Below are 17,656 nucleotides of genomic sequence, written 5' to 3'. Positions count from 1 at the left end.
GCCGGCAGCGTCGCCGTGTCGAGCGGTCAGCGGACCAGTTCGCTCGCCTGCTGCTGGGCGCGGTCCAGTGCCGACTTGAGGTCGGCCTTGCCCTGCAGTGCCGCGACCACGTTCTGCACGACCACCTTGCGGATGTCCGGCGTCTTGGCCTCGAACCCCAGCACGATCTGCGGCAGGCTGGTCTCGGTGAGCCCGTCGAAGACGGGGAGGAACGGGGTCGCCTTGAGCGCGTCCGCACTGCGCTGCGTGGTGGTGGCGACGCTGCTCGCGCCGAGGATCTCCTGCAGCTTGACCTGGTTCTGCGGCTCCAGCGCCCACTTGATGAAGGTGCCGGCCTCGTCCTTGCCCTCGCTCGCCTCGTTGATCACGATTGGGGCGAGGATGGCGCCCTGCTTGCGGACCGGGAACGGGACGGGCGCGACGTTGAAGTTCAGCTTGGCGTTCTGGCCGCGGGTGGCGGTCACGTAGCCACCGTTGTTGAGCTCCATCCCGACCTTGCCCTCGGCGAACATCCGCCGGAAGGTGGCCGCGTCCGCGCCGCGCGGGATCACGTTCGCGTCGTACAGGTCCTTGAACGCCTGCAGGCCCTTGAGGTTCTCCGGCGAGTTGATCGTCAGGTTCTTGCCGTCGGACCACGCGCCGCCGAAGCCGTAGACGTAGTTGAAGATGTCCTGCCAGACACCGGCCTCCTCGGCCTCCGTCTGGCGGAACGCCAAGCCGAAGACGTCACCCTTGGTCAGCGACTTCGCGGTGGAGGTGAACTGCTCGTAGGTGGTCGGCGGCGTCGGGATCAGGTCCGCGTTGTAGAACATCGCGTAGTTCGACGCCTCGAAGATGACGCCGTGCCGGACACCGTCGTGGACCATGAACTGGTCCGGCTGCTTGAGCAGGTCGTACTTGCTGGCGTCGATCACCTTGTCCAGCGGCGCGATGAGGCCGGCGTCGGAGGCCGCCTCGAACTCGGGCATGTCGAAGCGGACCAGGTCGGGGCCCTTGCCGCTGCCCATCTGGGTGAGCACGGTCTGGCCGAAGGTCGGGTACGGCACCGCGGCGGCGGAGACCTGGACCTTGCTCTGGCTCGAATTGAACTCGTCGAGCCACTTCGTCAACAGGGGCCCGCGGCCCGGGTCGCCGAAGGTCGAGGCGGCGAAGGTCAGCTTGGTGACGCCGTCGCCGGAATCGCCGTCCGAGCCGCAACCGGTCAAGAGGGTGGCGACCAGGCCGAGGGCACATGTCGCCCTGGCGATGCCGAAATGAGCGCGCTTATTACCCATCGTTACTCCACTGTTACGAGTTGGCGTCAAGCCGATGAAATTGCAACGATCGTAGCGTCATGTGCAACGGTGTCAAGTGGCGATTGCGCATCGCGTCATCTATATTGCATAATATGCAATGACAGCGACGGCGCTGCCCGTCGCGCGAGGGGAGAAACAGCCTTGGCGCAATCGATTCGCCGCGCGATCGACCTCATCCGTCGATCCGCGGAGCACCCGCTGTCCCTTACGGAGGCTGCGGACGTGCTCGGCGTCCACAAGTCCACAGCCCTGCGCATCCTGCAGACGCTGGAGTCCGCGCGCTTCGTCCGCCGGACCGGCGCGGGCACCTACGTCCTCGGCAGCGGCCTGATCGAGTTGTCCGAGCTCGCGCTCGGCTCGATGGACCTCCGCCAGCCCGCGGCCGCACACCTACGTGCGCTGCAACGCGAGACCGGCCACACCGTACACCTGGCGCAACTGACCGGCGACGAGATCATCTATATCGACAAGGTGGACAGCCCGGCGTTCGACGCCGTCAAGCTGCCGTCGCGGATCGGCCGCGCGGTGTCCATCTACGCGAGCGCTGTGGGCAAGACGATCCTGGCCTACCTCCCCCGGCAGGAACGCGACCGCCTTCTCTCCCACGTCGTCTTCGAGAAATTCACCGACACCACCTTCACCGACCACGACGCCCTGGAAGCCGAACTCGCCCGCATCCACGACTGCGGCTGGGCCATGGACAACGGCGAGCACGACGCCTACGTGATGTGCGTGGCCGCGCCGATCAGGGATTCGCGGGGGCAGGTCATCGCCGCCGCCTCGATCACGGCGATCGAGGTCATCGCAAGCCTCGACCAGCTCAAGAGCAACCTTCCGCTGCTCCTGGAGACCGCCAACAAGATCTCGTACGAGCTCGGCTACGCGCCGCCCTCCGTGGCGAGCCCTGACGGTGAGAGCCGCTCCGCGACCTGACCGCGCCCGCCCCGGGCGATCACTGCCTCGTCGGCGCCGACTCGCCGGTGACGCGGTGGTGCTCGTCGGTCTCCATGTCGATGAAGGCCTGGATCATGCCCCGGTAGATCCGTTCGATCAGATCCGGCTCGGCACCGGCCTCGCCGGCCAACGTGCGGACCCGGGCCACCACCTGCGCCACCCGGTCCGGCGCACGGACCGCCTGAGCGTCGCTCTTGAGCGGGGCGGCCAGCCGGACCAGCGCCTCCCGCCGGGCGAGCAACCCGACCAACTCCCGATCCAGCTCGTCGATCCGAGCACGGATCTCGGTCAACGTCGCCGCAGTCTCTGCCACGCCGGAAATCGTCGCACGACGGCGACCCGATCGCTCAGCGCAGCAGCGCCATCCGGTCGATGATGGAGTCGCGCAGCCCCGGTGGCCAGGGGAACAACGGCGCCGCCACCTGGAGCTGGGCGAATCCGTGCAGCCCGACCCAGAGCGCCGTCGCGTCGCCGAAGGGGTCCGTGCTGGTCGATCGTCCCGCCGCGACGCAGTCGGCGAGCGTACGCCGGAAGACCTCGAAGGCTCCCATGCCGAGTACGGCGAGCTCGTCCGCCATGGCCGGGGCCCGTTCAAGGGCCTGCCCGGCATCCCAGACGGCACCGAACATCACCCGGTACTGATGGGGCCGGCGTTCGGCGAAGGTCAGGTAGGCCGCGCAGATCGCGCGCAGGCGCTCGACCGGGTCCGCGTCATCCAGTGCGCCCAGCTCCTGCTCCAGGATGTCGAACGCGCGTTGCGCGACCGCGAGCAGGATCGAGTCCAGGTCCGGAAAGTGCGGATAGATCGACGGCGCGGAGATGCCGGCCTGCCGGGCGATCCCCCGCAGGGTCACGTTCTGCGGCGTGCCGTCCTCCAGGAGCGCCATCGCGGCGTCGACGATCTCGTCGCGCAGCTGGGCTCCTTCGCCGCGCTTGTTGCGGGCCCGCATTCTCGGTGTGGTCACGCCATGACTTTACAGACGTTAGGCGAGCGCGTAAGTTAACGACTGTAAGTTCACATTCGTTTTCAGAGATGGAGCCCCTTATGACCGCCGCGACTGCTCCCCGAATCGACATCGCCTCCCCCACCCACCGCGCAGACCTCGTCGGCCGCGGGCTGGCGGCCCTGGCGTCCCTCGCCACCGGCGTCGCGTTCGTCAACGGCGTCCTAATGACCTTGAACGCCAACGACGACCGTCTGTTCATCGAAGGCTGGCGAGTCTCCAGCTTCGGCATCTTCGCCGCGCTCTTCGCCCTGCTCGCGGTCAGGCCCCGTCAAGCGGCCGGCGTCTGGGAGATCGTGCTCGTCGGCAAGGCCGCGCTCGTCGTGTTCGGCGCGCTGATCGGAGACGTCCCCGAGGCACGCGTGTCGGCCATCATCGACTTCGGGCTCGTCGCCGTCGTCGCGGCTGCCTACGTGCTGTGCCGCGGCTGGCTGGCGTGGCGTCGGGCGACCACCAACCCGACCCGATGACGCAGACGACCATGCCCTCAGCCTCGCCTTCGCGGCGCGTCGACCGGACCGTCATCATCTCGATCTGGGCCGTCCCGGTCCTGGTCGTCGGCCAGTTCGCCATGCTGGCCATCGTCCCGGTCGTTCTCGCGCTGACCGTCAGCCTGCGGCACGCCCACCTCCGCGGACTACGCCGCTGGACCATCGCTCTCGCCACCGCCTACGCGACCCCGCTGATCCTCTGGGCCATCGGGCCCGACCGCGCCCCGAGCCTGTCCAAAGACATGCACCCGGCCTCAGCCGCACTGATCGTCGTGGTCGCGCTGGCCGCGGCAGCTGCCTACCACCTCGGCCGTCGGCGTTCGAGCGGGGCCGACGGATCGTCGAGCGAGCGGCCGTACTTCCGGGCCGCGCCGTGACCGATCCGCTCCTCCCCCGCCCGGGCGGAAGCGTCGGATCGCCCGTCGCCGTCATCGGACGGTGGCGGGCGATCCGAGCGCTCAGTATCGAGGAAACCGGCCCACTGATCGGTCGGGATCTCCTGGCGGGTGACGGGTCAGCGAAGCGGCAGGGTGGCCAGCGCCAGGTTGGGGTCGATCCCGGTGCTGTACGCGGCGCTGAGCACGTAGACGGTACGGCCGCGCACGGCCACCGACGTCGGGTTCTGCAACCCGTCGGCCGCGCTCATCAGCGTTCGTGAACGGCCGGCCGCGTCGATGCTGACCACCGTGTTCGGTCCGTTCAGCGTGGCGATGACCTGTTGGTCACCGGCGCCCACGAAGGCGAAGTCGTCAATGCCGACCAGGCCGGTCGCCGCCACCCGGACCGGCCCGGGTCGGCCGTGCCGCAACGGAATCCGCAGCAATGTGCCGTGGTCGAGGTTGGTCGCCCAGATCGCATCCCCGCGTACCTTGATGCCGTTGGCGCCGAGAAACCCCGCTGCGGCGAGCTCTGGCGCCGAGGACCAGACGTCGGCACGACCACCTTCCAGGGGAACTGTCGAGATCGTGCCGAGCACCGAGTCGGTGAGGTAGAACCTCTTCGTCCCCGCGTCGAACGCCAGGCCGTTGGGGAGCCCGTCGGCCGGCAGGGCCGCGATACGGTGCGGCGCCCGGCCGGGGCGCAGTCGGTACAGCCCCGTGCTGGCGGCATCGCCGCTCGCGTAGAGGAAATAGATGGTCCCGTCAGCCATTCGGACAATGCCGGTGGTCAGCGCGAACGCGAGCACCGGCGTGTTGACGCCGCCATCGGCGGGGGCCGGCAGGGTCGCCAGGATCCGCGTTCCGCCGGACGGAGTGACCGCGGCGACCTGTCGGGCGGCCGCGAAGGTGACGTAGGCGGTGCCGTCCGCGCCGAGCGCGACGTTCTCCGGCAGCTGCCCCTTCGCCAGGTCGAAGTGGACAGCGATCCGCGACGGCACCGGCGCGGCCGACGATCGGGACGTCTCGACGGTGCGGGCCGGTGCGGTGGCGGCCGGGGCGGCGCTCGACGGTACTACCGTCACGACGCCGATCCCCGCTGCTGCGACAGCGACTGCGACTGTCATCGTTCTCTTGCGCATATCTTGTCCTCACTCAGTGTGTTGTTGTTGGGCGTGGAGAGGGCACGACGGGTCCGGCGCTCCTGGCAGAGCACCTGATGTCGAGCCGATGGGGATGGCGCTATTCGCGCCTGACGAGCGGCTGCGGAGCACCGGAACGGGTGGTGACGGCGCCGTGCACGAGCAACGTCATCGCAGCGTGAGATGCCGAGCCGGGTTCGGTGGTGGCGACGACAACGCTCTGGCCGTCCTCGGTACGCAGGGTCTGCTGTGTCACGTCCATCGCGCCGACCAGCGGGTGACGCATCCGGTAGACGGTGTCGCCGCCGGCCTTCACCCGGTGGTCGGCCCACATGGCGGCGAACTCCGGACTCCGCACCGTCAACTCACCGACCAGCGCGGCCATCAGCGGGTCGTCCGGGTGCTGCCCGGAAACCATCCGCAGCGTCGCCACCACCGCGCGGGCCTTTGTGGGCCAGTCCGCGTACAGGTCGCGGGTGTGCGCGTCCAGGAACACCAGCCGTGCCATGTTCGGGTGCTGGTTCGGCCGTTCCGGGATCTCCGGATTCAGGTGGCCGGCGAACAGGGCATGACCGGCGGTGTTCCAGGCCAGCACGTCGGCGCGGCGACCGAGCACCACCGCTGGTACGTCACCAAGCGTCGCGACGAGCTGGCGTACCGCCGGGCTCACTCGCTCCGGGGCCGGGCGACGTACGGCGGGCCGACGGCGGGTCCCGGCCGCCAGCTCGCCCAGATGGCGGCGTTCCGCGTCGTCGAGTCGCAGTGCCCGGGCAAGCGCGTCGAGCACCTCGGGTGAGGCGTTCACTGCCTGGCCCTGCTCCAACCGGGAGTAGTACGAAACGCTCACCCCGGCCAGCAGGGCCAACTCCTCCCGGCGTAGCCCTCGAACCCGGCGCCGCTCACCGTACGTCGCCACGCCGGTGTCCTCCGGCCGCAGCTGGGAGCGCCGGGCCTGGAGGAAATCGCCGAGCTGTCCTCTCGCGTTCATGACTCGAAGTATTGCGAGCCCTGCCGGCCTCAACCACTCCCTGCCAGGGGTAGGCAGCGCGGGGCGAGGCAGCCGTACAGGTCGAGGCGACCCGGTGTCAGCGGGCGATGTAGCCGCCGCTGGCGGCGCCGGCGCGAAGGCCCTGATCGATGAACGTGACCAACCAGGTGAAGCTCTCGTCGACGGACGCGTCGATCTGGAACCCACCGGCCGCCTCCAGGGTGGCGAACCCGTGCAGGACGCTGCGCAGCGTCCGCATGGCGTGGATCTCCTGGCCGGGGTCCAGGTCGTACCCGCTCAGCATGGCCGCCCAGGAGGCGAGCACCCGCTCGCTGGCCGGGATGAACGGGTCGTCGGGGCCGGTCGGGCGGGTGGCGTTGGCGGCCGCGTACCGGCCGGGGTGTTCCCGCACGTACGCCCGCATCGCCTGCGCGCCCGCGGCGAGGGCATCGCTGCCGGAGCGGCCCTGAATGGCGTCGCGGATGGCGTCGCCGGCCTCGGTCATGGCCAGGACGGCGATCCGGTGCGCCAGCTCGGCCTGGCTGGTGACGTGCTTGTAGAGCGACGGGGTCTTGATTCCGAGCCGTTCGGCGAGCAGGCCCATGCTGAGGTTGTCGAAGCCGACCTCGTCGACCAGCGCGGCTGCGGCTTCGGTGACCGATGCCGGGGTGAGCCGGGCCTTAGGCACTGGTCAGCGTCCGGGCGAGGAAGGGCAGGGCCAGGGCGACGACCTCGTCGGGCGTCTGGACGTGCGGGTAGTGGCCCGCGCCCTCGATGACCGCCAACTCGCCGAGCCCTCGCGGCAGGTCGGCCACGATTCGCTCGCCCTCGGCCCGCGGGTCGGCCCAGTCGGGGTCGGCGCTGCCCTGGATCACCAGGACCGGGCAGGTGACGTTGGGCAGCTGCCGACCGGCGTCGCCCGGGCTGCTCTTGGCCATGGCCTGGAGGGTCTTCATCCGGCCTGGCTCACTCATCTTGGCCTCGATGCGCGCCAGCTCGCTGTGCCAGTCGGCGGGTTTGGTGGGGATCGCCACGTCGAGGTACTTGCGCCAGCTCGCGAGGCTGCCCCGCGCGAGCACCTGCGCCAGTTGGAGGTAGCCGGCCCGGAAGCGCTTCACCCGCACCAACCCGCCAAGGTCGAAGGACTGTGCGCGGGTGAACGGCGCCAGTTCGATGGCGCCGACGATCAGCTCGGGCGCGGTGGCGGCCGCGATGGTCGCGGCACCGCCGCTGATCGACTGGCCGATGATCACGGCTGGTCCGCCGAGGTGGCGGACGACGGCGATGAGATCCCCCGCGATGTCGGTGCGGCTGTAGCCGTCCCAGCCGAGGCTGGAGTCGCCGCAGCCACGGATGTCGACGTTGGCGACCCGGTAGCCGGCCGCGGCCAGGGCCGGGGCGACGAATCGGTAGGAGTGCCGGCTGTCGCCCATACCGTGCGCCAGGACGACCAGTGGGCCCTGCCCGGTGACCTCGTAGGCGATGGTGTTGCCGGCAATGTCCAGGTTTTCGATCATGACGCCTCCAACTGAAGCTAACGTAATTAGCTATAGGCTAACCGCATTAGCCGGAGCTGGCAAACGTCGATCTCCGCTACCTGCCTCCGCCCAGGCCGAGCTGGGGGTAGAGGGCGTCGGGGGCGGCGACCGCCCCGGGCGGCCGAGCGACAGTGACTGTCATACCGAAATCGCTGTAGCGCAGGGAGGCGTTCGGCAATCCGCTCGCCTCCGGGATCAGGAAGCTGACCAGCCGACCCTCGGTGTCCAGCGTCGCCCGGAACGCGTGGCTGCGCGCGCCGTCCGGAAGGGCGCCACCCGGAGGGGGTTGGAAGCTGATCCCGTTGCCGGCGCCAATCCGGGTCGCGTCGATCGTCCCGGTGATCTGGGACCCGTTCGCTCGTGCGGTGACGATCGCGTCGATCAGGCGGCCGGAGCCGCCGAAGTCGTTCCTGCCCGGCGCGAAGCTCAGGGCGAAGTCCGACGGCACCCGGGCCGGGTCCAGGACCATCCATCCGTCGCCGACACCGCGCATGGGTAGACCGATCTTCATGTAGACCTCGTCGTCGATCATCCGGATCTCGATGCCCCCACCCGGCGTCGAAATGGTGCCGATCGAGCGCTTGTGGACGTTGTCGCTGTGCGACAGCGCCGCGACCTGACTGGCGATGTCGACGTCGCTGCGAAAACTCGTCTGATCGACGAACGCCGTGCCCGCCCGCAGCAGACCGATCGCCTCGGCCGTCGTGGTGGCATCGGCGCTGGGGCCCGACACCGGGGCGGATCGACGTTTGGGTTCGCTCTCCGTCGGCGCGCCAACCGTGCAACCCAGCAGGAGCAGGCCCGCAGAAATGCCGGCCAGTGTGGCTCGACGTGTCATGGCCATCACGGTAGGCCGCCTCGGCAAGGTCTGGTGACCCGTATGGTTCCACGATGGAAACGGACACGGTACGGCAGGCTTACACGTCCGTCGCGGAGCTCTACATCGAGCTGTTCGGCACGAGCCAGCAGGTGGACACCGACGACCTCGCCCTCATCAGACGGCACCTGGGCAGCCGGCCCGGCCGGGTGCTCGATCTGGGGTGCGGGCCTGGCCACCTCACCGGCTACCTTCGCGAGCTGGGCGTGGACGCAATGGGGATCGACCTGGTCCCCGAGTTCATCGCGCATGCGCGGGCGTCTCACCCGGACGTCGAGTTCCACCTCGGTTCGATGGAACGCCTCGACGTCGCCGAGGACTCCATCGACGGCATCCTGGCCTGGTACTCGTTGATCCATCTTCCGCCGGCAGAACTCGACGGCATGCTCGAGGAGTTCCGGCGAGTGTTGGTCCCGGCCGGGCGGTTGGTCCTGGGCGTCTTCGACGCCGAGGAGGTCGGTGCCTTCGACCACAAGGTCCTGACCGCCTACCGCTGGCCGGTCGACGAGATCTCCGAGCGACTCGGCCGGGCCGGCTTCCGGGAGGTCGAACGCCTCCGGCGGCCCGGCACGGACGAGCATCGGCCGCTTGCCGCAATCGCGGCGATCGCCGTGTGAGGCGCCGAGGGCCGGCCTCCCATCGTGGGAGGCCGGCCCTCGCCCAACTGAGCACCCGCGTCGACGCGGGCGTCCGGTACGGCGGCAGCGCTCAGGCGCTGAGCTTCCCGGCGATCTTGACGACCCGCTCGGCCATGTGGTCGAGGGCGGCGAACTGGGCGTCGCCCAGCGGGGCGTCGTTGCTTCCGCCGGTGACGTGCGAGACGCCGTACGGGTTGCCGTCGGCGAACTTCAGCGGGTCGGTGTAACCCGGGGCGACGACCAGGCCGCCGAAGTGGTGGACGGTGTTGTAGAGCGCGAGAAGGGTCGACTCCTGGCCGCCGTGCGCGGTCATGGATGCGGTGAAGCCGGCGTACACCTTGTCGGCGAGCAGCCCCTGCGCCCACTGCGGGCCGAGGGTGTCGATGAACTGCTTGAGCTGGCTGGCGACGTTGCCGTAACGGGTGGGCGTGCCGAACAGCACCGCGTCCGCCCAGACGACGTCGTCGGCGGTCGCCTTCGGCTCGTCCTTCGTGGCGTCGAAGTGCTGGCTCCAGGCGGCGTTGGAGGCGATGGCCTCCGCCGGGGCGAGCTCCGGAACCTGACGCAGCCGCACCTCGGCGCCCGCCTTCTCGCCGGCCTCGGCGAGGCGCTTGGCCATGGCGTGGAGGGTACCGGTGGACGAGTAGTAGATGACGGAGAGCTTGGTCATCGGAGGCATCCTTCCCAAAGTATTTGCCGCTGATAAATTTGCGGCCGCAACAATCTCGACTGTAGCAGCCACCTCGCGGCACCCCAACGTCCTGACCATGCCCACCGGCGTGACGGAGCACACCAGCAGACGGGCGCGGGCTGCGGCCGTCCAGCCGATGAGGCGGAATGGTTCGGGCCCCTACGATGAGGCGATGGACCCCGCTGGGGCGCCGCCGGCGACGCGGTACCAACTACTCGGGCCGGTCGAGGTGCGGTCGGCCTGCGGGGAACGGCTGGCCCTCGGCACGCCGATGCAGGTGCGCCTCCTGGCCGTGCTGATGGCACAGCCGGGCACCGGCTGGTCCATCGACCAACTCGTCGACGAGCTGTGGCAGGGGCGCCCACCGAAGACCGCAGCCGGCAACGTGAAGACCTACGTCTGGGCGCTGCGCCGGGCACTACGCTCCCCGGGCTTCCCCGACCCCGCCATCCTCGCCGGGCCCACCGGCTACCGCCTCGCCCTCGACGGGCCGACGGTGGACAGCGTGGCCTTCGACGATCTGGCCCAGCGCGGATATTCCGCGCTGCGGCAGGGTCACTGGTCAGCCGCCCAGGAGTCGTTCGAGGCCGCGCTCGCACTCTGGCGTGGGGAGCCGTTCGCGGGCCTCCCCGCCTGGGGTGTGTTGCTCTCCGTCCGAGCGCGGCTCCAGGAGCAGCGGTCAAGCCTGGTGGAAGAGGTCGCGGACCTCCAACTGCGCGCCGGACGGCATCACGAGCTGATCGAACCGCTGCGGAGCCAGGTCGACGACGATCCGCTGCGCGAGCGCCCCTGGGGGCAACTGATGGTGGCCCTGGCGCGGACCGGCCGGCGCGCCGACGCGCTGGCGACGTACCGGCAGCTCCGCCAGCTCCTCGCCGAGGAGGTGGGAGTCGAGCCCGGTCCCGATCTCCAACACCTGCACACCCGCATCCTGCGGGCGGAGCGGGAGCTGTTGACATCCGATTCACGGCCACCGGAAAGATGCCCGCCGCCGGTGGTCCCCCGACAGCTACCGGCCCCACCGAGTCTGTTCACCGGCCGGGCCGGGGAGCTGGCCCGGCTCACCACGCTGCTGCTCGCTGACCCCGGCTCGGCCGGCACCGTCGTCATCACCGGTACGGGCGGCGTCGGGAAGAGTTGGCTGGCGCTGCGCTGGTCGCACGACAACCTGCGTCACTTCCCCGACGGGCAGCTCCACGTCGACCTGGGTGGATTCGGCACCGCGACGCAGGAGGCGTCACCCTCGGCCGTCGTCGTACGCTCGCTTCTGCCCGCCCTGGGTGTGAAACCCCTGGACATCCCCGCCGAGCCGGCGGCCCAGTTCGCCCTGTACCGCAGCCTGACCGCGAATCGGCGGCTGCTCGTACTGCTCGACAACGCCCGCGACGCGGAACAGGTGCGGCCGCTGCTTCCGGGGTCGACCCGCTGCGGCGTGCTGGTGACGAGTCGCCACACATTGCCCGGCCTGGTCGCCGCCGATGGCGCCCATCCCCTCGCGCTGGACCTGCCCACCGACGACGAAGCGCGCCAACTGCTCGTCCGCCGACTGGGTGCGCAGCGGGCCGCCGCCCACCCGGCAGCGGTGGACGAGCTGATCAGACGTACCGCGCGGTTGCCGCTGGCCCTGTCCATCGTGGCCGCACGAGCCGCAGCCCGACCCACGTTCCCGCTCCAGGCCATCGCCGACGACCTGGCGGCGAGCCGGGGCGGGCTCGCCGCCCTGGCCACCGACGATGCCGCCACCGACGTGCGGACCGTGCTCTCCTGGTCGTACCGACTGCTCAGCGCGGACGCGGCCCGACTGTTCCGGCAGATCAGCCTGCACCCCGCTCCGGACGTCAGCGCGGCGGCGGCGGCCAGCCTCGCCGGGGCGCCGCCGCACCTGATCCGGCCGGCGCTCGACGAGTTGACCCGGGCGAACCTGCTGGCCGAGTCGTCCCCCAACCGCTTCCGCTGTCACGATCTGCTCCGCGCCTACGGGGAGGAGCTGACGTACGCGCTCGACCCTCCGGCCGACCGTAGCGCCGTCCGCGGGCGCGTGCTCGACCACTACCTGTGTGTCGCTCGGGACGCGGCGAGGCTGGTCGACGCTGGTTGGCAGCCGCTCGATCCGCCTCCCCTGCCCGCCGGCGCGTCACCGTCGGCGTTCGCCGATCACCGGGCCGCGCTGGCCTGGTTCACCATCGAACAGCGGGTGCTGCTGGCCGCCGTCGACGACGCGGTGGCGCACAACTTCGACGCCCACGCCGGGCAGCTCGCCCAGGCCCTCACTCCTCTGCTCAGCCGGCTCTCGCAGTGGCACGACCTGGCCACCGTGCAGGCCATCGCGGTCACTGTCGCGCAGCGCCGCGGTGATCCGCGGGCCGAGGCGCTGGCCCACCGGGACCTCGCGCTGGCCCACATCCAGCACCGCCGGTTCAGTGCGGCTCACCATCACCTCCGGCGCGCGATGGCCCGGTACGACCAGGCCGGCGACCGCCCGGGGCAGGCCAGCACCCACCTGCACCTCGCCTGGCTGGCCGACATCCAGGGCGAAGCCGGGGCGGCACTGCCGCACGCCAGGCAGGCGCTGGCGCTGGCCAGCAGCACCGACGACCGGCTCGGCGAGGCGGCGGCGCTCAACGCTCTCGGCTGGATCCACGCCCAGCTGGACGAGCACGCCCAGGCCATCACCTACTGCGAGCGGGCGCTCGCGCTCTACGAGAAGGCCGAGGACCGGCTCGGCGCGGCCCACACCTGGGACAGTCTCGGATTCGCCTATCACGGCCTCGGGAAACACCCCACCGCGGCGGACTGCTACCGGCGCGCGCTCACGTTCTATTCCGACGTCCAGGATCCGTGCGGGAGGGCGGACACGCTCGTCCGCCTCGGCGACACCCATCAGGCGGTGGGCGACCACGACACCTCGCTCGACCTGTGGCGTCAGGCGTTGGCGATCCTCGACCGGGTCGGTCATCCACAGGCTGCGGTGCTGTCCGAGCGGCTGGCCGCGTACCAATGACCTCCCTGCGCCGGCCGTCCCCGGACCGGCATGGATCCGACGTGGACCGGGCGTCGGCAGGCTGGACGAATGTTGACCACGAAGAGAACCACCTTCCGGCATCCCCGCAGGGTTGACCCTCGACGTCGGCGGCTCCTCGGCAGCCTCTCGGCCGCCGTCGCGGTCCTCGTCGCCCTGTCGCTCAACGCCCCACCGTCGCTCGCGGGAACCACGCCGACGGCCAACGGAACCGGGTCGGTCACCGCGGACGCCACCGGCGGTTGGAACGGTCGGATCGACTGGCAGGCGTGCCCGGAGCGGCCCGACGACCCGGGCACGCGGTGCGGCACCCTGCGCCTCCCGGTCGACTGGGCCCGACCGGGAGGGGAGACCTTCCCACTGGCGCTGGCCCGCCGCACCGCCACCGACCCGGCCGCCCGCATCGGTGTCCTGGTCTTCAACCCCGGCGGCCCCGGCCTGTCCGGGGTGGACGTGGCGCTGACGGCCGACAGCCAGCTCGGGCCGGACGTGCTGCGCCGCTTCGACATCATCGGCTTCGATCCCCGGGGCACTGTCCGTAGCGCACCGGTGCGCTGCTCCTCGGCGCTGCTGGCCCAGCAGCCCTCCCTGACTCCCGCCAATGCGGCAGAGTTTGCGCGACTCCGCACCTACAACCGCCAGTTGCGCGACGACTGCCGCGCTCACAGCGGCCCCTTGTTCGACCACATCGACAGTGCCAGCGTCGCGCGCGACACGGACGCCATCCGGGCGGCACTCGGTGAGCGACAGCTGACCTTCTACCAGTGGTCCTACGGCACGCTGATCGGGCAGTCCTACGCCGAACTGTTCCCCGACCGCGTCCGCGCACTGGTCATGGACAGCGTGATGGACCACAGCCAGGGGGTCAGGGAATACTTCCGCAGCGGGGCGGCCGCTAACGAGGCCCTGTTCCACGAGTTCGTGACCTGGTGCGAGCGAAGCCCTGGCTGCGCGCTGCACGGACGCGACGTGCCGGCGCTCTACGACCGACTGATGCGCCGAGCCGACGCCGGCACGCTCGTCGACCCGGCCACCGGCACGACGCTGACCTGGTTCGATCTCGGGTTCGCGACAGTCGTCAACTTCTTCGACGCGACCTGGGCCGACCTCGCGACCATGCTTCTCGCGTTGGAGCGAGGCGAAGCCGCCCCGCTCGCGTCTCCGACGGTGTCGGTCGACGGTGACGAGGACCTGACCGAGTACGCGCTACCGGCGTTCTGCCAGGACTGGTCGCTGCCGGTCGACGGGTTCGCCGAGTGGAACCGGTATCTCGACCTGTCCCGCGCCGCCGCACCGCACCTGCGGGCCTCCCCGTTGGCCGTCCGCTTCACCGCTATCTGCCTGGGCTGGACGGCGAACAACCCACAACATCGACTGCAGGTCCGAACGAGCGCGCCGCTGCTGGTGCTCAACGGACGGTACGACCCGGCCACCCCGTACGACGGGGCCCAGCGGGTGGTGCGCCAGCTCGGCAGCCGGGGCCACCTCCTCACCTACGAGGGGTCGGGCCACGCCAGCTACCCACGGACCGAGTGCACCCGTCGTCACGTGGAGCGGTACCTGATCACCAGAACCACACCGCCGGTCGGCGCGAGCTGCCCGGCGGCCCCGGCCTGACGGGTCGACGTCGTCACGGTGACGCCCCAGCTCACGGTAGGTAGTGCTGGGGCGTCACCGCCCGCTCGGCAGTGCACCGGCGGGTCAGTCGTCCTTATTGGCGAAGACTTGCTTGGCCACGGTCATCGCGGACACCGCCCTGGGCCAGCCGGTGTAGAAGGCCAGGTGGGTGATCGCCTCGATCAGTTCGGCCTCGGTGAGACCGTTGCGCTTGGCGAAGGCGAGGTGGAACGCGAGCTGTTCGGTGTTGCCGCTGCCCGTCAGGGCCGCGACGGTGACGAGGCTTCGGTCCCGCTTCGTCAGCTCGGCGCGCTCCCAGACCTGCCCGAACAACACGTTGTCGGTGTAGTCGACGAGAGTGGGCGCGAAGTCGCCGAACATCTTCTGCGCGTTGGATGGTTCCTTCTTCTCGGCCATGGGTTCTCCTCGGCGGGTTATCCGGAGCAGCGGTCTCGTCGGCGGGTTCCTCGGGTCACGACCCGTCCGGGGAGTCGGCCGGCTGCTGGCCCGGCCAGAACGGCCACTCCTCGAATGACCGGCACCGTCCGTCGTCAGCGAACCGCATGACCCACAGGTCGCGGTACTCCTGGTCGACCGGGTCGCCGTAGCGGACCTCCTGGCGCGACACGGCGGTGTCATTTTCGACCGCGACGATCTCCGTGGTCAGCTGGAACACCTCGTCGGGGCCCTTGCGCTGCTTCTCCCACATCCGGGCGATGGCCGGCAGGCCGACGACCGGCTTCCAGTACGGCCCCTGCTGATAGCTCGCGTCCTCGGTGAAGAGCATGACCAGCGCGTCAGTGCCCGGGGTCCGCCAGAGCCGCTCGTAGGTGGCCAGCCAATCCTCGACGTGCTTCCTGTCCATGGCCATCACCTTGCCATCCGAGTGGCTGCCAGCTGGGAAAACCCGCGGGCTGCGGGCAGCGCACCCATAGAGGCACTGGCCGGCCTCGGCTCCGGACACCCTTGACATCGAAAGGTGTAGCCAGCCACACTCCCGATGCTAATTCGATTTAGCGAACATCGAAGCCCTCGACTGCCAGTGCCCGGACCAGACCGCGACGAGCGACCACAGAGGAGTCTTCGCGTATGAGGGAAACGACCGGAAGACGCAGGCTCCGGCTTGCGATCTCGATTCTCGCGTTCACGGCACTCGGCGCGGGGGCCGTCGCCCCCGCGCCGGCTGCCGCCGCCGGCAGACCCGCGCCCGTACCGGGTGCGACGGTCAAGGCAGACCGCAACTCACCGACCGGCTACACAGTCACGTTCGTCTACCGCAATCCCCACGCCACCCAGGTCCGCCTCGCCGGGGACCTGACCCTGCTCGACGTCAACACCGGCACCACCCGCTACCAGCCGGAAGAGTGGCAACCGGGGCGCTACCACGCGGGCGGCACCGAGTTCCTCCGGGACATGACCAGGGACCCGAAGGGGAACTGGTCGGTCGCGGTCCCGCTGCACGGCGGCGGTCTCAGCTACTGGTACCGGGTCTGGGACCCGACCCAGGGCTGGGAGAACAAGCGCATCTGGGATCCCGCCTCGACGAACCCTCGGCCGCCGGGCGAGTCCTCGTTTCGGGTCCGGAACAACGACGTGCTCGATGCCGTGCACGTGCCGTACGCCAAGAAGCAGAACGACCCGGTGCTGAAGGCGCGTGCGGACTACGAGTTGCCGGTGGCCGACCGCGCGAAGCGAGGCACCGTCCGGTACGTCCCGTACACGACGATCCTGGGCGACAGCGGCCACTACCTCGGCGTCTACCTGCCTGCCAACTACGACGCCAACCGGGCGCAGCCGTACAAGGTCGCGTACCTCGCCCACGGCATCTTCGGCGACGAGACCGACTTCATGGTCCCCGCGAACGTCCCGAACATCCTGGACAACATGACGGCCAGGGGTGAGATCGAGCCGACGGTGGTCGTCACAATGGGCAACCACTTCACGGGCACCAGCCTCGGCTTCGGGTCCTACAACCAGACCAACGCCGCCAACAACCTGGTCCGGACGATCCTGCCCCTCATCGAGGGCAGCTACAACGTCTCGACCGAGCGCTCAGGACGCGCCTACGCCGGGTTCTCGTACGGCGGGATGACCGGCGGCGTCGTCATCAAGAACTACCCGACCACCTTCGCGTTCTACGGACACTTCTCCGGCAACCCGTCGCTCACCACCCAGGACTACGACACCATCGCGAACGCGGTCGGGGACGACGACCTCTCCGTCTTCCTCGGCAATGGCATCTTCGAGGGCAACCTCAACGCCCAGAACGCCATCGCGGACAACTTCCGGGCCCGGGGATACGCCGCCGCGACGACCCAGGTCCCCGGCGCGCACGACGGAATGACGGCGGGCCAACTGTTCACGATCTTCGCCCGGGACCACCTGTGGTCGGGGGTCGACTCCGTGTCGGTGACGCCCGCGACGGTGAACCTGACGAAGGGGTGGAACTGGGCCAGGCAGTTCACCGCCCGGGTGACGACCAACGAGGGTGTGAGCCCGGCGGTGACGTGGTCGGTCCAGGGAGCGACCTCCACCGGCACCACCATCTCCGCGGAGGGTCTGCTCTCGGTCGCCGCCGCGGAGACCGCGTCGTCGCTCACCGTCGTGGCGACGTCGGTGGTCGATCCGGCCAAGTCACGCTCGGCCCGGGTCACCCTGACGCCGGCGGGCCCGGCCCGGGTCGCGGTGAAGGCGAAGGCCGCGCCGGCCTCGGTCGTCAGCGGTGGCACGTTCACGCTGACCGTCGACGTACGGGCTCAGTCTCCGCACCGCAAGGCTCCGAAGGTGACCGGCGAGGTCGCCGTCACCTTCGGCGGCACCACCCAAGTGATTCCGCTACGTGGTGGCGCGGCCGTCGTCGAACTGCCGACCGACGGGCTGCCCGCCGGGATGTACCCGGTGCACGTCGCCTACTCGGGTGACCCGGCCCACGCCCCCACCGCAGCGGTCCACCAGCAGCTGCGGGTTCGCTAGCCAACAGGCAGGGGTGGGCCGACGACCTCTTGTCGTCGGCCCACCACCAGCT

18 protein-coding genes are annotated in these 17,656 nt (G+C 70.1%); 7 read left to right on the top strand and 11 right to left on the bottom strand.

Features of this window, described 5'->3' with window-relative positions; genetic code table 11:
• Window positions 1-26: 26 nt before the first annotated feature.
• On the bottom strand, window positions 27-1,274 hold the full coding sequence (locus tag ACLJOK_RS06400; protein WP_410816794.1) for an ABC transporter substrate-binding protein: 1,248 nt from the start codon (window positions 1,272-1,274) through the stop codon (window positions 27-29).
• 162 nt (window positions 1,275-1,436) lie between these two features.
• Here ACLJOK_RS06400 and ACLJOK_RS06395 point away from each other — a divergent pair, with 162 nt between their 5' ends.
• Entirely contained in the window at window positions 1,437-2,228 is a 792-nt protein-coding gene (locus ACLJOK_RS06395; RefSeq protein WP_410816792.1) for an IclR family transcriptional regulator, read from the top strand.
• A 19-nt stretch (window positions 2,229-2,247) separates the two neighbouring features.
• On the opposite strand, the gene ACLJOK_RS06390 is transcribed toward ACLJOK_RS06395, so the two are convergent.
• Entirely contained in the window at window positions 2,248-2,562 is a 315-nt protein-coding gene (locus ACLJOK_RS06390) for a chorismate mutase (protein ID WP_410816790.1), read from the bottom strand.
• 34 nt (window positions 2,563-2,596) lie between these two features.
• Window positions 2,597-3,214, bottom strand: coding sequence for a TetR/AcrR family transcriptional regulator (locus ACLJOK_RS06385; protein WP_410816788.1), 618 nt, complete (start codon window positions 3,212-3,214; stop codon window positions 2,597-2,599).
• Window positions 3,215-3,294: 80 nt separating this feature from the next.
• Here ACLJOK_RS06385 and ACLJOK_RS06380 point away from each other — a divergent pair, with 80 nt between their 5' ends.
• Both ACLJOK_RS06380 and ACLJOK_RS06375 read left to right on the top strand, forming a co-directional pair.
• On the top strand, window positions 3,295-3,723 hold the full coding sequence (locus tag ACLJOK_RS06380) for a hypothetical protein (RefSeq protein WP_410816786.1): 429 nt from the start codon (window positions 3,295-3,297) through the stop codon (window positions 3,721-3,723).
• On the top strand, window positions 3,720-4,121 hold the full coding sequence (locus tag ACLJOK_RS06375) for a hypothetical protein (protein ID WP_410816784.1): 402 nt from the start codon (window positions 3,720-3,722) through the stop codon (window positions 4,119-4,121). The genes ACLJOK_RS06380 and ACLJOK_RS06375 overlap by 4 nt, the downstream gene beginning before the upstream one ends.
• A gap of 137 nt (window positions 4,122-4,258) precedes the next feature.
• On the opposite strand, the gene ACLJOK_RS06370 is transcribed toward ACLJOK_RS06375, so the two are convergent.
• The 5 genes from ACLJOK_RS06370 to ACLJOK_RS06350 form a co-directional block, all read right to left on the bottom strand.
• Window positions 4,259-5,206, bottom strand: coding sequence for a hypothetical protein (locus tag ACLJOK_RS06370; RefSeq protein ID WP_410816782.1), 948 nt, complete (start codon window positions 5,204-5,206; stop codon window positions 4,259-4,261).
• Between the two features lie 157 nt (window positions 5,207-5,363).
• On the bottom strand, window positions 5,364-6,251 hold the full coding sequence (locus tag ACLJOK_RS06365) for a helix-turn-helix transcriptional regulator (protein ID WP_410816780.1): 888 nt from the start codon (window positions 6,249-6,251) through the stop codon (window positions 5,364-5,366).
• Window positions 6,252-6,348: 97 nt separating this feature from the next.
• Window positions 6,349-6,939, bottom strand: a complete 591-nt coding sequence (locus ACLJOK_RS06360; RefSeq protein ID WP_410816778.1) for a TetR/AcrR family transcriptional regulator — start codon at window positions 6,937-6,939, stop codon at window positions 6,349-6,351.
• Window positions 6,932-7,768, bottom strand: a complete 837-nt coding sequence (locus ACLJOK_RS06355) for an alpha/beta fold hydrolase (RefSeq protein ID WP_410816776.1) — start codon at window positions 7,766-7,768, stop codon at window positions 6,932-6,934. The genes ACLJOK_RS06360 and ACLJOK_RS06355 overlap by 8 nt, the downstream gene beginning before the upstream one ends.
• Before the next feature lie 76 nt (window positions 7,769-7,844).
• On the bottom strand, window positions 7,845-8,627 hold the full coding sequence (locus ACLJOK_RS06350) for a hypothetical protein (protein WP_410816774.1): 783 nt from the start codon (window positions 8,625-8,627) through the stop codon (window positions 7,845-7,847).
• A 53-nt stretch (window positions 8,628-8,680) separates the two neighbouring features.
• On the opposite strand from ACLJOK_RS06350, the gene ACLJOK_RS06345 reads away from it, so the two are divergent.
• The gene (locus tag ACLJOK_RS06345) at window positions 8,681-9,283 is read left to right on the top strand and encodes a class I SAM-dependent DNA methyltransferase (protein ID WP_410816772.1); all 603 of its coding nucleotides are present in this window, start codon (window positions 8,681-8,683) and stop codon (window positions 9,281-9,283) included.
• A 91-nt stretch (window positions 9,284-9,374) separates the two neighbouring features.
• Here the strand turns inward: ACLJOK_RS06345 and wrbA are convergent, their stop codons facing one another.
• Entirely contained in the window at window positions 9,375-9,983 is a 609-nt protein-coding gene (wrbA, locus tag ACLJOK_RS06340) for an NAD(P)H:quinone oxidoreductase (protein WP_238680773.1), read from the bottom strand.
• A gap of 184 nt (window positions 9,984-10,167) precedes the next feature.
• Between wrbA and ACLJOK_RS06335 the strand changes: the two genes are divergently transcribed.
• Complete coding sequence (locus tag ACLJOK_RS06335; protein WP_410816770.1) at window positions 10,168-12,996, top strand: AfsR/SARP family transcriptional regulator; 2,829 nt, start codon at window positions 10,168-10,170, stop codon at window positions 12,994-12,996.
• A 69-nt stretch (window positions 12,997-13,065) separates the two neighbouring features.
• Complete coding sequence (locus tag ACLJOK_RS06330) at window positions 13,066-14,631, top strand: alpha/beta hydrolase (RefSeq protein WP_410816769.1); 1,566 nt, start codon at window positions 13,066-13,068, stop codon at window positions 14,629-14,631.
• An 84-nt stretch (window positions 14,632-14,715) separates the two neighbouring features.
• Here ACLJOK_RS06330 and ACLJOK_RS06325 read toward each other — a convergent pair whose 3' ends face one another.
• Window positions 14,716-15,048 carry a carboxymuconolactone decarboxylase family protein gene (locus ACLJOK_RS06325; RefSeq protein WP_410816768.1) on the bottom strand — a complete coding sequence of 111 codons (333 nt, stop codon included), beginning with the start codon at window positions 15,046-15,048 and terminating at the stop codon, window positions 14,716-14,718.
• Between the two features lie 55 nt (window positions 15,049-15,103).
• A complete protein-coding gene (locus ACLJOK_RS06320) occupies window positions 15,104-15,496 on the bottom strand; it encodes a YybH family protein (RefSeq protein ID WP_410816767.1) in 393 nt (130 codons plus the stop codon).
• Window positions 15,497-15,720: 224 nt separating this feature from the next.
• Here ACLJOK_RS06320 and ACLJOK_RS06315 point away from each other — a divergent pair, with 224 nt between their 5' ends.
• Window positions 15,721-17,604 carry an alpha/beta hydrolase-fold protein gene (locus ACLJOK_RS06315; RefSeq protein WP_410816766.1) on the top strand — a complete coding sequence of 628 codons (1,884 nt, stop codon included), beginning with the start codon at window positions 15,721-15,723 and terminating at the stop codon, window positions 17,602-17,604.
• Window positions 17,605-17,656 lie beyond the last annotated feature (52 nt).

Origin of the sequence: Micromonospora sp. 050-3, from assembly GCF_046549335.1 — a bacterium.
Classification (GTDB): Bacteria; Actinomycetota; Actinomycetes; order Mycobacteriales; family Micromonosporaceae; genus Micromonospora; species Micromonospora trifolii.
This window is presented reverse-complemented; position numbering and strand designations above follow the sequence as displayed.

Coding starts and splice junctions, on each gene's coding strand:
- ACLJOK_RS06350 (WP_410816774.1), bottom strand. CDS start 8,627: ATGACACGTCGAGCCACACTGGCCGGCATTTCTGCGGGCCTGCTCCTG.
- ACLJOK_RS06345 (WP_410816772.1), top strand. CDS start 8,681: ATGGAAACGGACACGGTACGGCAGGCTTACACGTCCGTCGCGGAGCTC.
- ACLJOK_RS06325 (WP_410816768.1), bottom strand. CDS start 15,048: ATGGCCGAGAAGAAGGAACCATCCAACGCGCAGAAGATGTTCGGCGAC.
- ACLJOK_RS06335 (WP_410816770.1), top strand. CDS start 10,168: ATGGACCCCGCTGGGGCGCCGCCGGCGACGCGGTACCAACTACTCGGG.
- ACLJOK_RS06365 (WP_410816780.1), bottom strand. CDS start 6,251: ATGAACGCGAGAGGACAGCTCGGCGATTTCCTCCAGGCCCGGCGCTCC.
- ACLJOK_RS06400 (WP_410816794.1), bottom strand. CDS start 1,274: ATGGGTAATAAGCGCGCTCATTTCGGCATCGCCAGGGCGACATGTGCC.
- wrbA (WP_238680773.1), bottom strand. CDS start 9,983: ATGCCTCCGATGACCAAGCTCTCCGTCATCTACTACTCGTCCACCGGT.
- ACLJOK_RS06330 (WP_410816769.1), top strand. CDS start 13,066: ATGTTGACCACGAAGAGAACCACCTTCCGGCATCCCCGCAGGGTTGAC.
- ACLJOK_RS06320 (WP_410816767.1), bottom strand. CDS start 15,496: ATGGACAGGAAGCACGTCGAGGATTGGCTGGCCACCTACGAGCGGCTC.
- ACLJOK_RS06315 (WP_410816766.1), top strand. CDS start 15,721: ATGAGGGAAACGACCGGAAGACGCAGGCTCCGGCTTGCGATCTCGATT.
- ACLJOK_RS06355 (WP_410816776.1), bottom strand. CDS start 7,768: ATGATCGAAAACCTGGACATTGCCGGCAACACCATCGCCTACGAGGTC.
- ACLJOK_RS06375 (WP_410816784.1), top strand. CDS start 3,720: ATGACGCAGACGACCATGCCCTCAGCCTCGCCTTCGCGGCGCGTCGAC.
- ACLJOK_RS06380 (WP_410816786.1), top strand. CDS start 3,295: ATGACCGCCGCGACTGCTCCCCGAATCGACATCGCCTCCCCCACCCAC.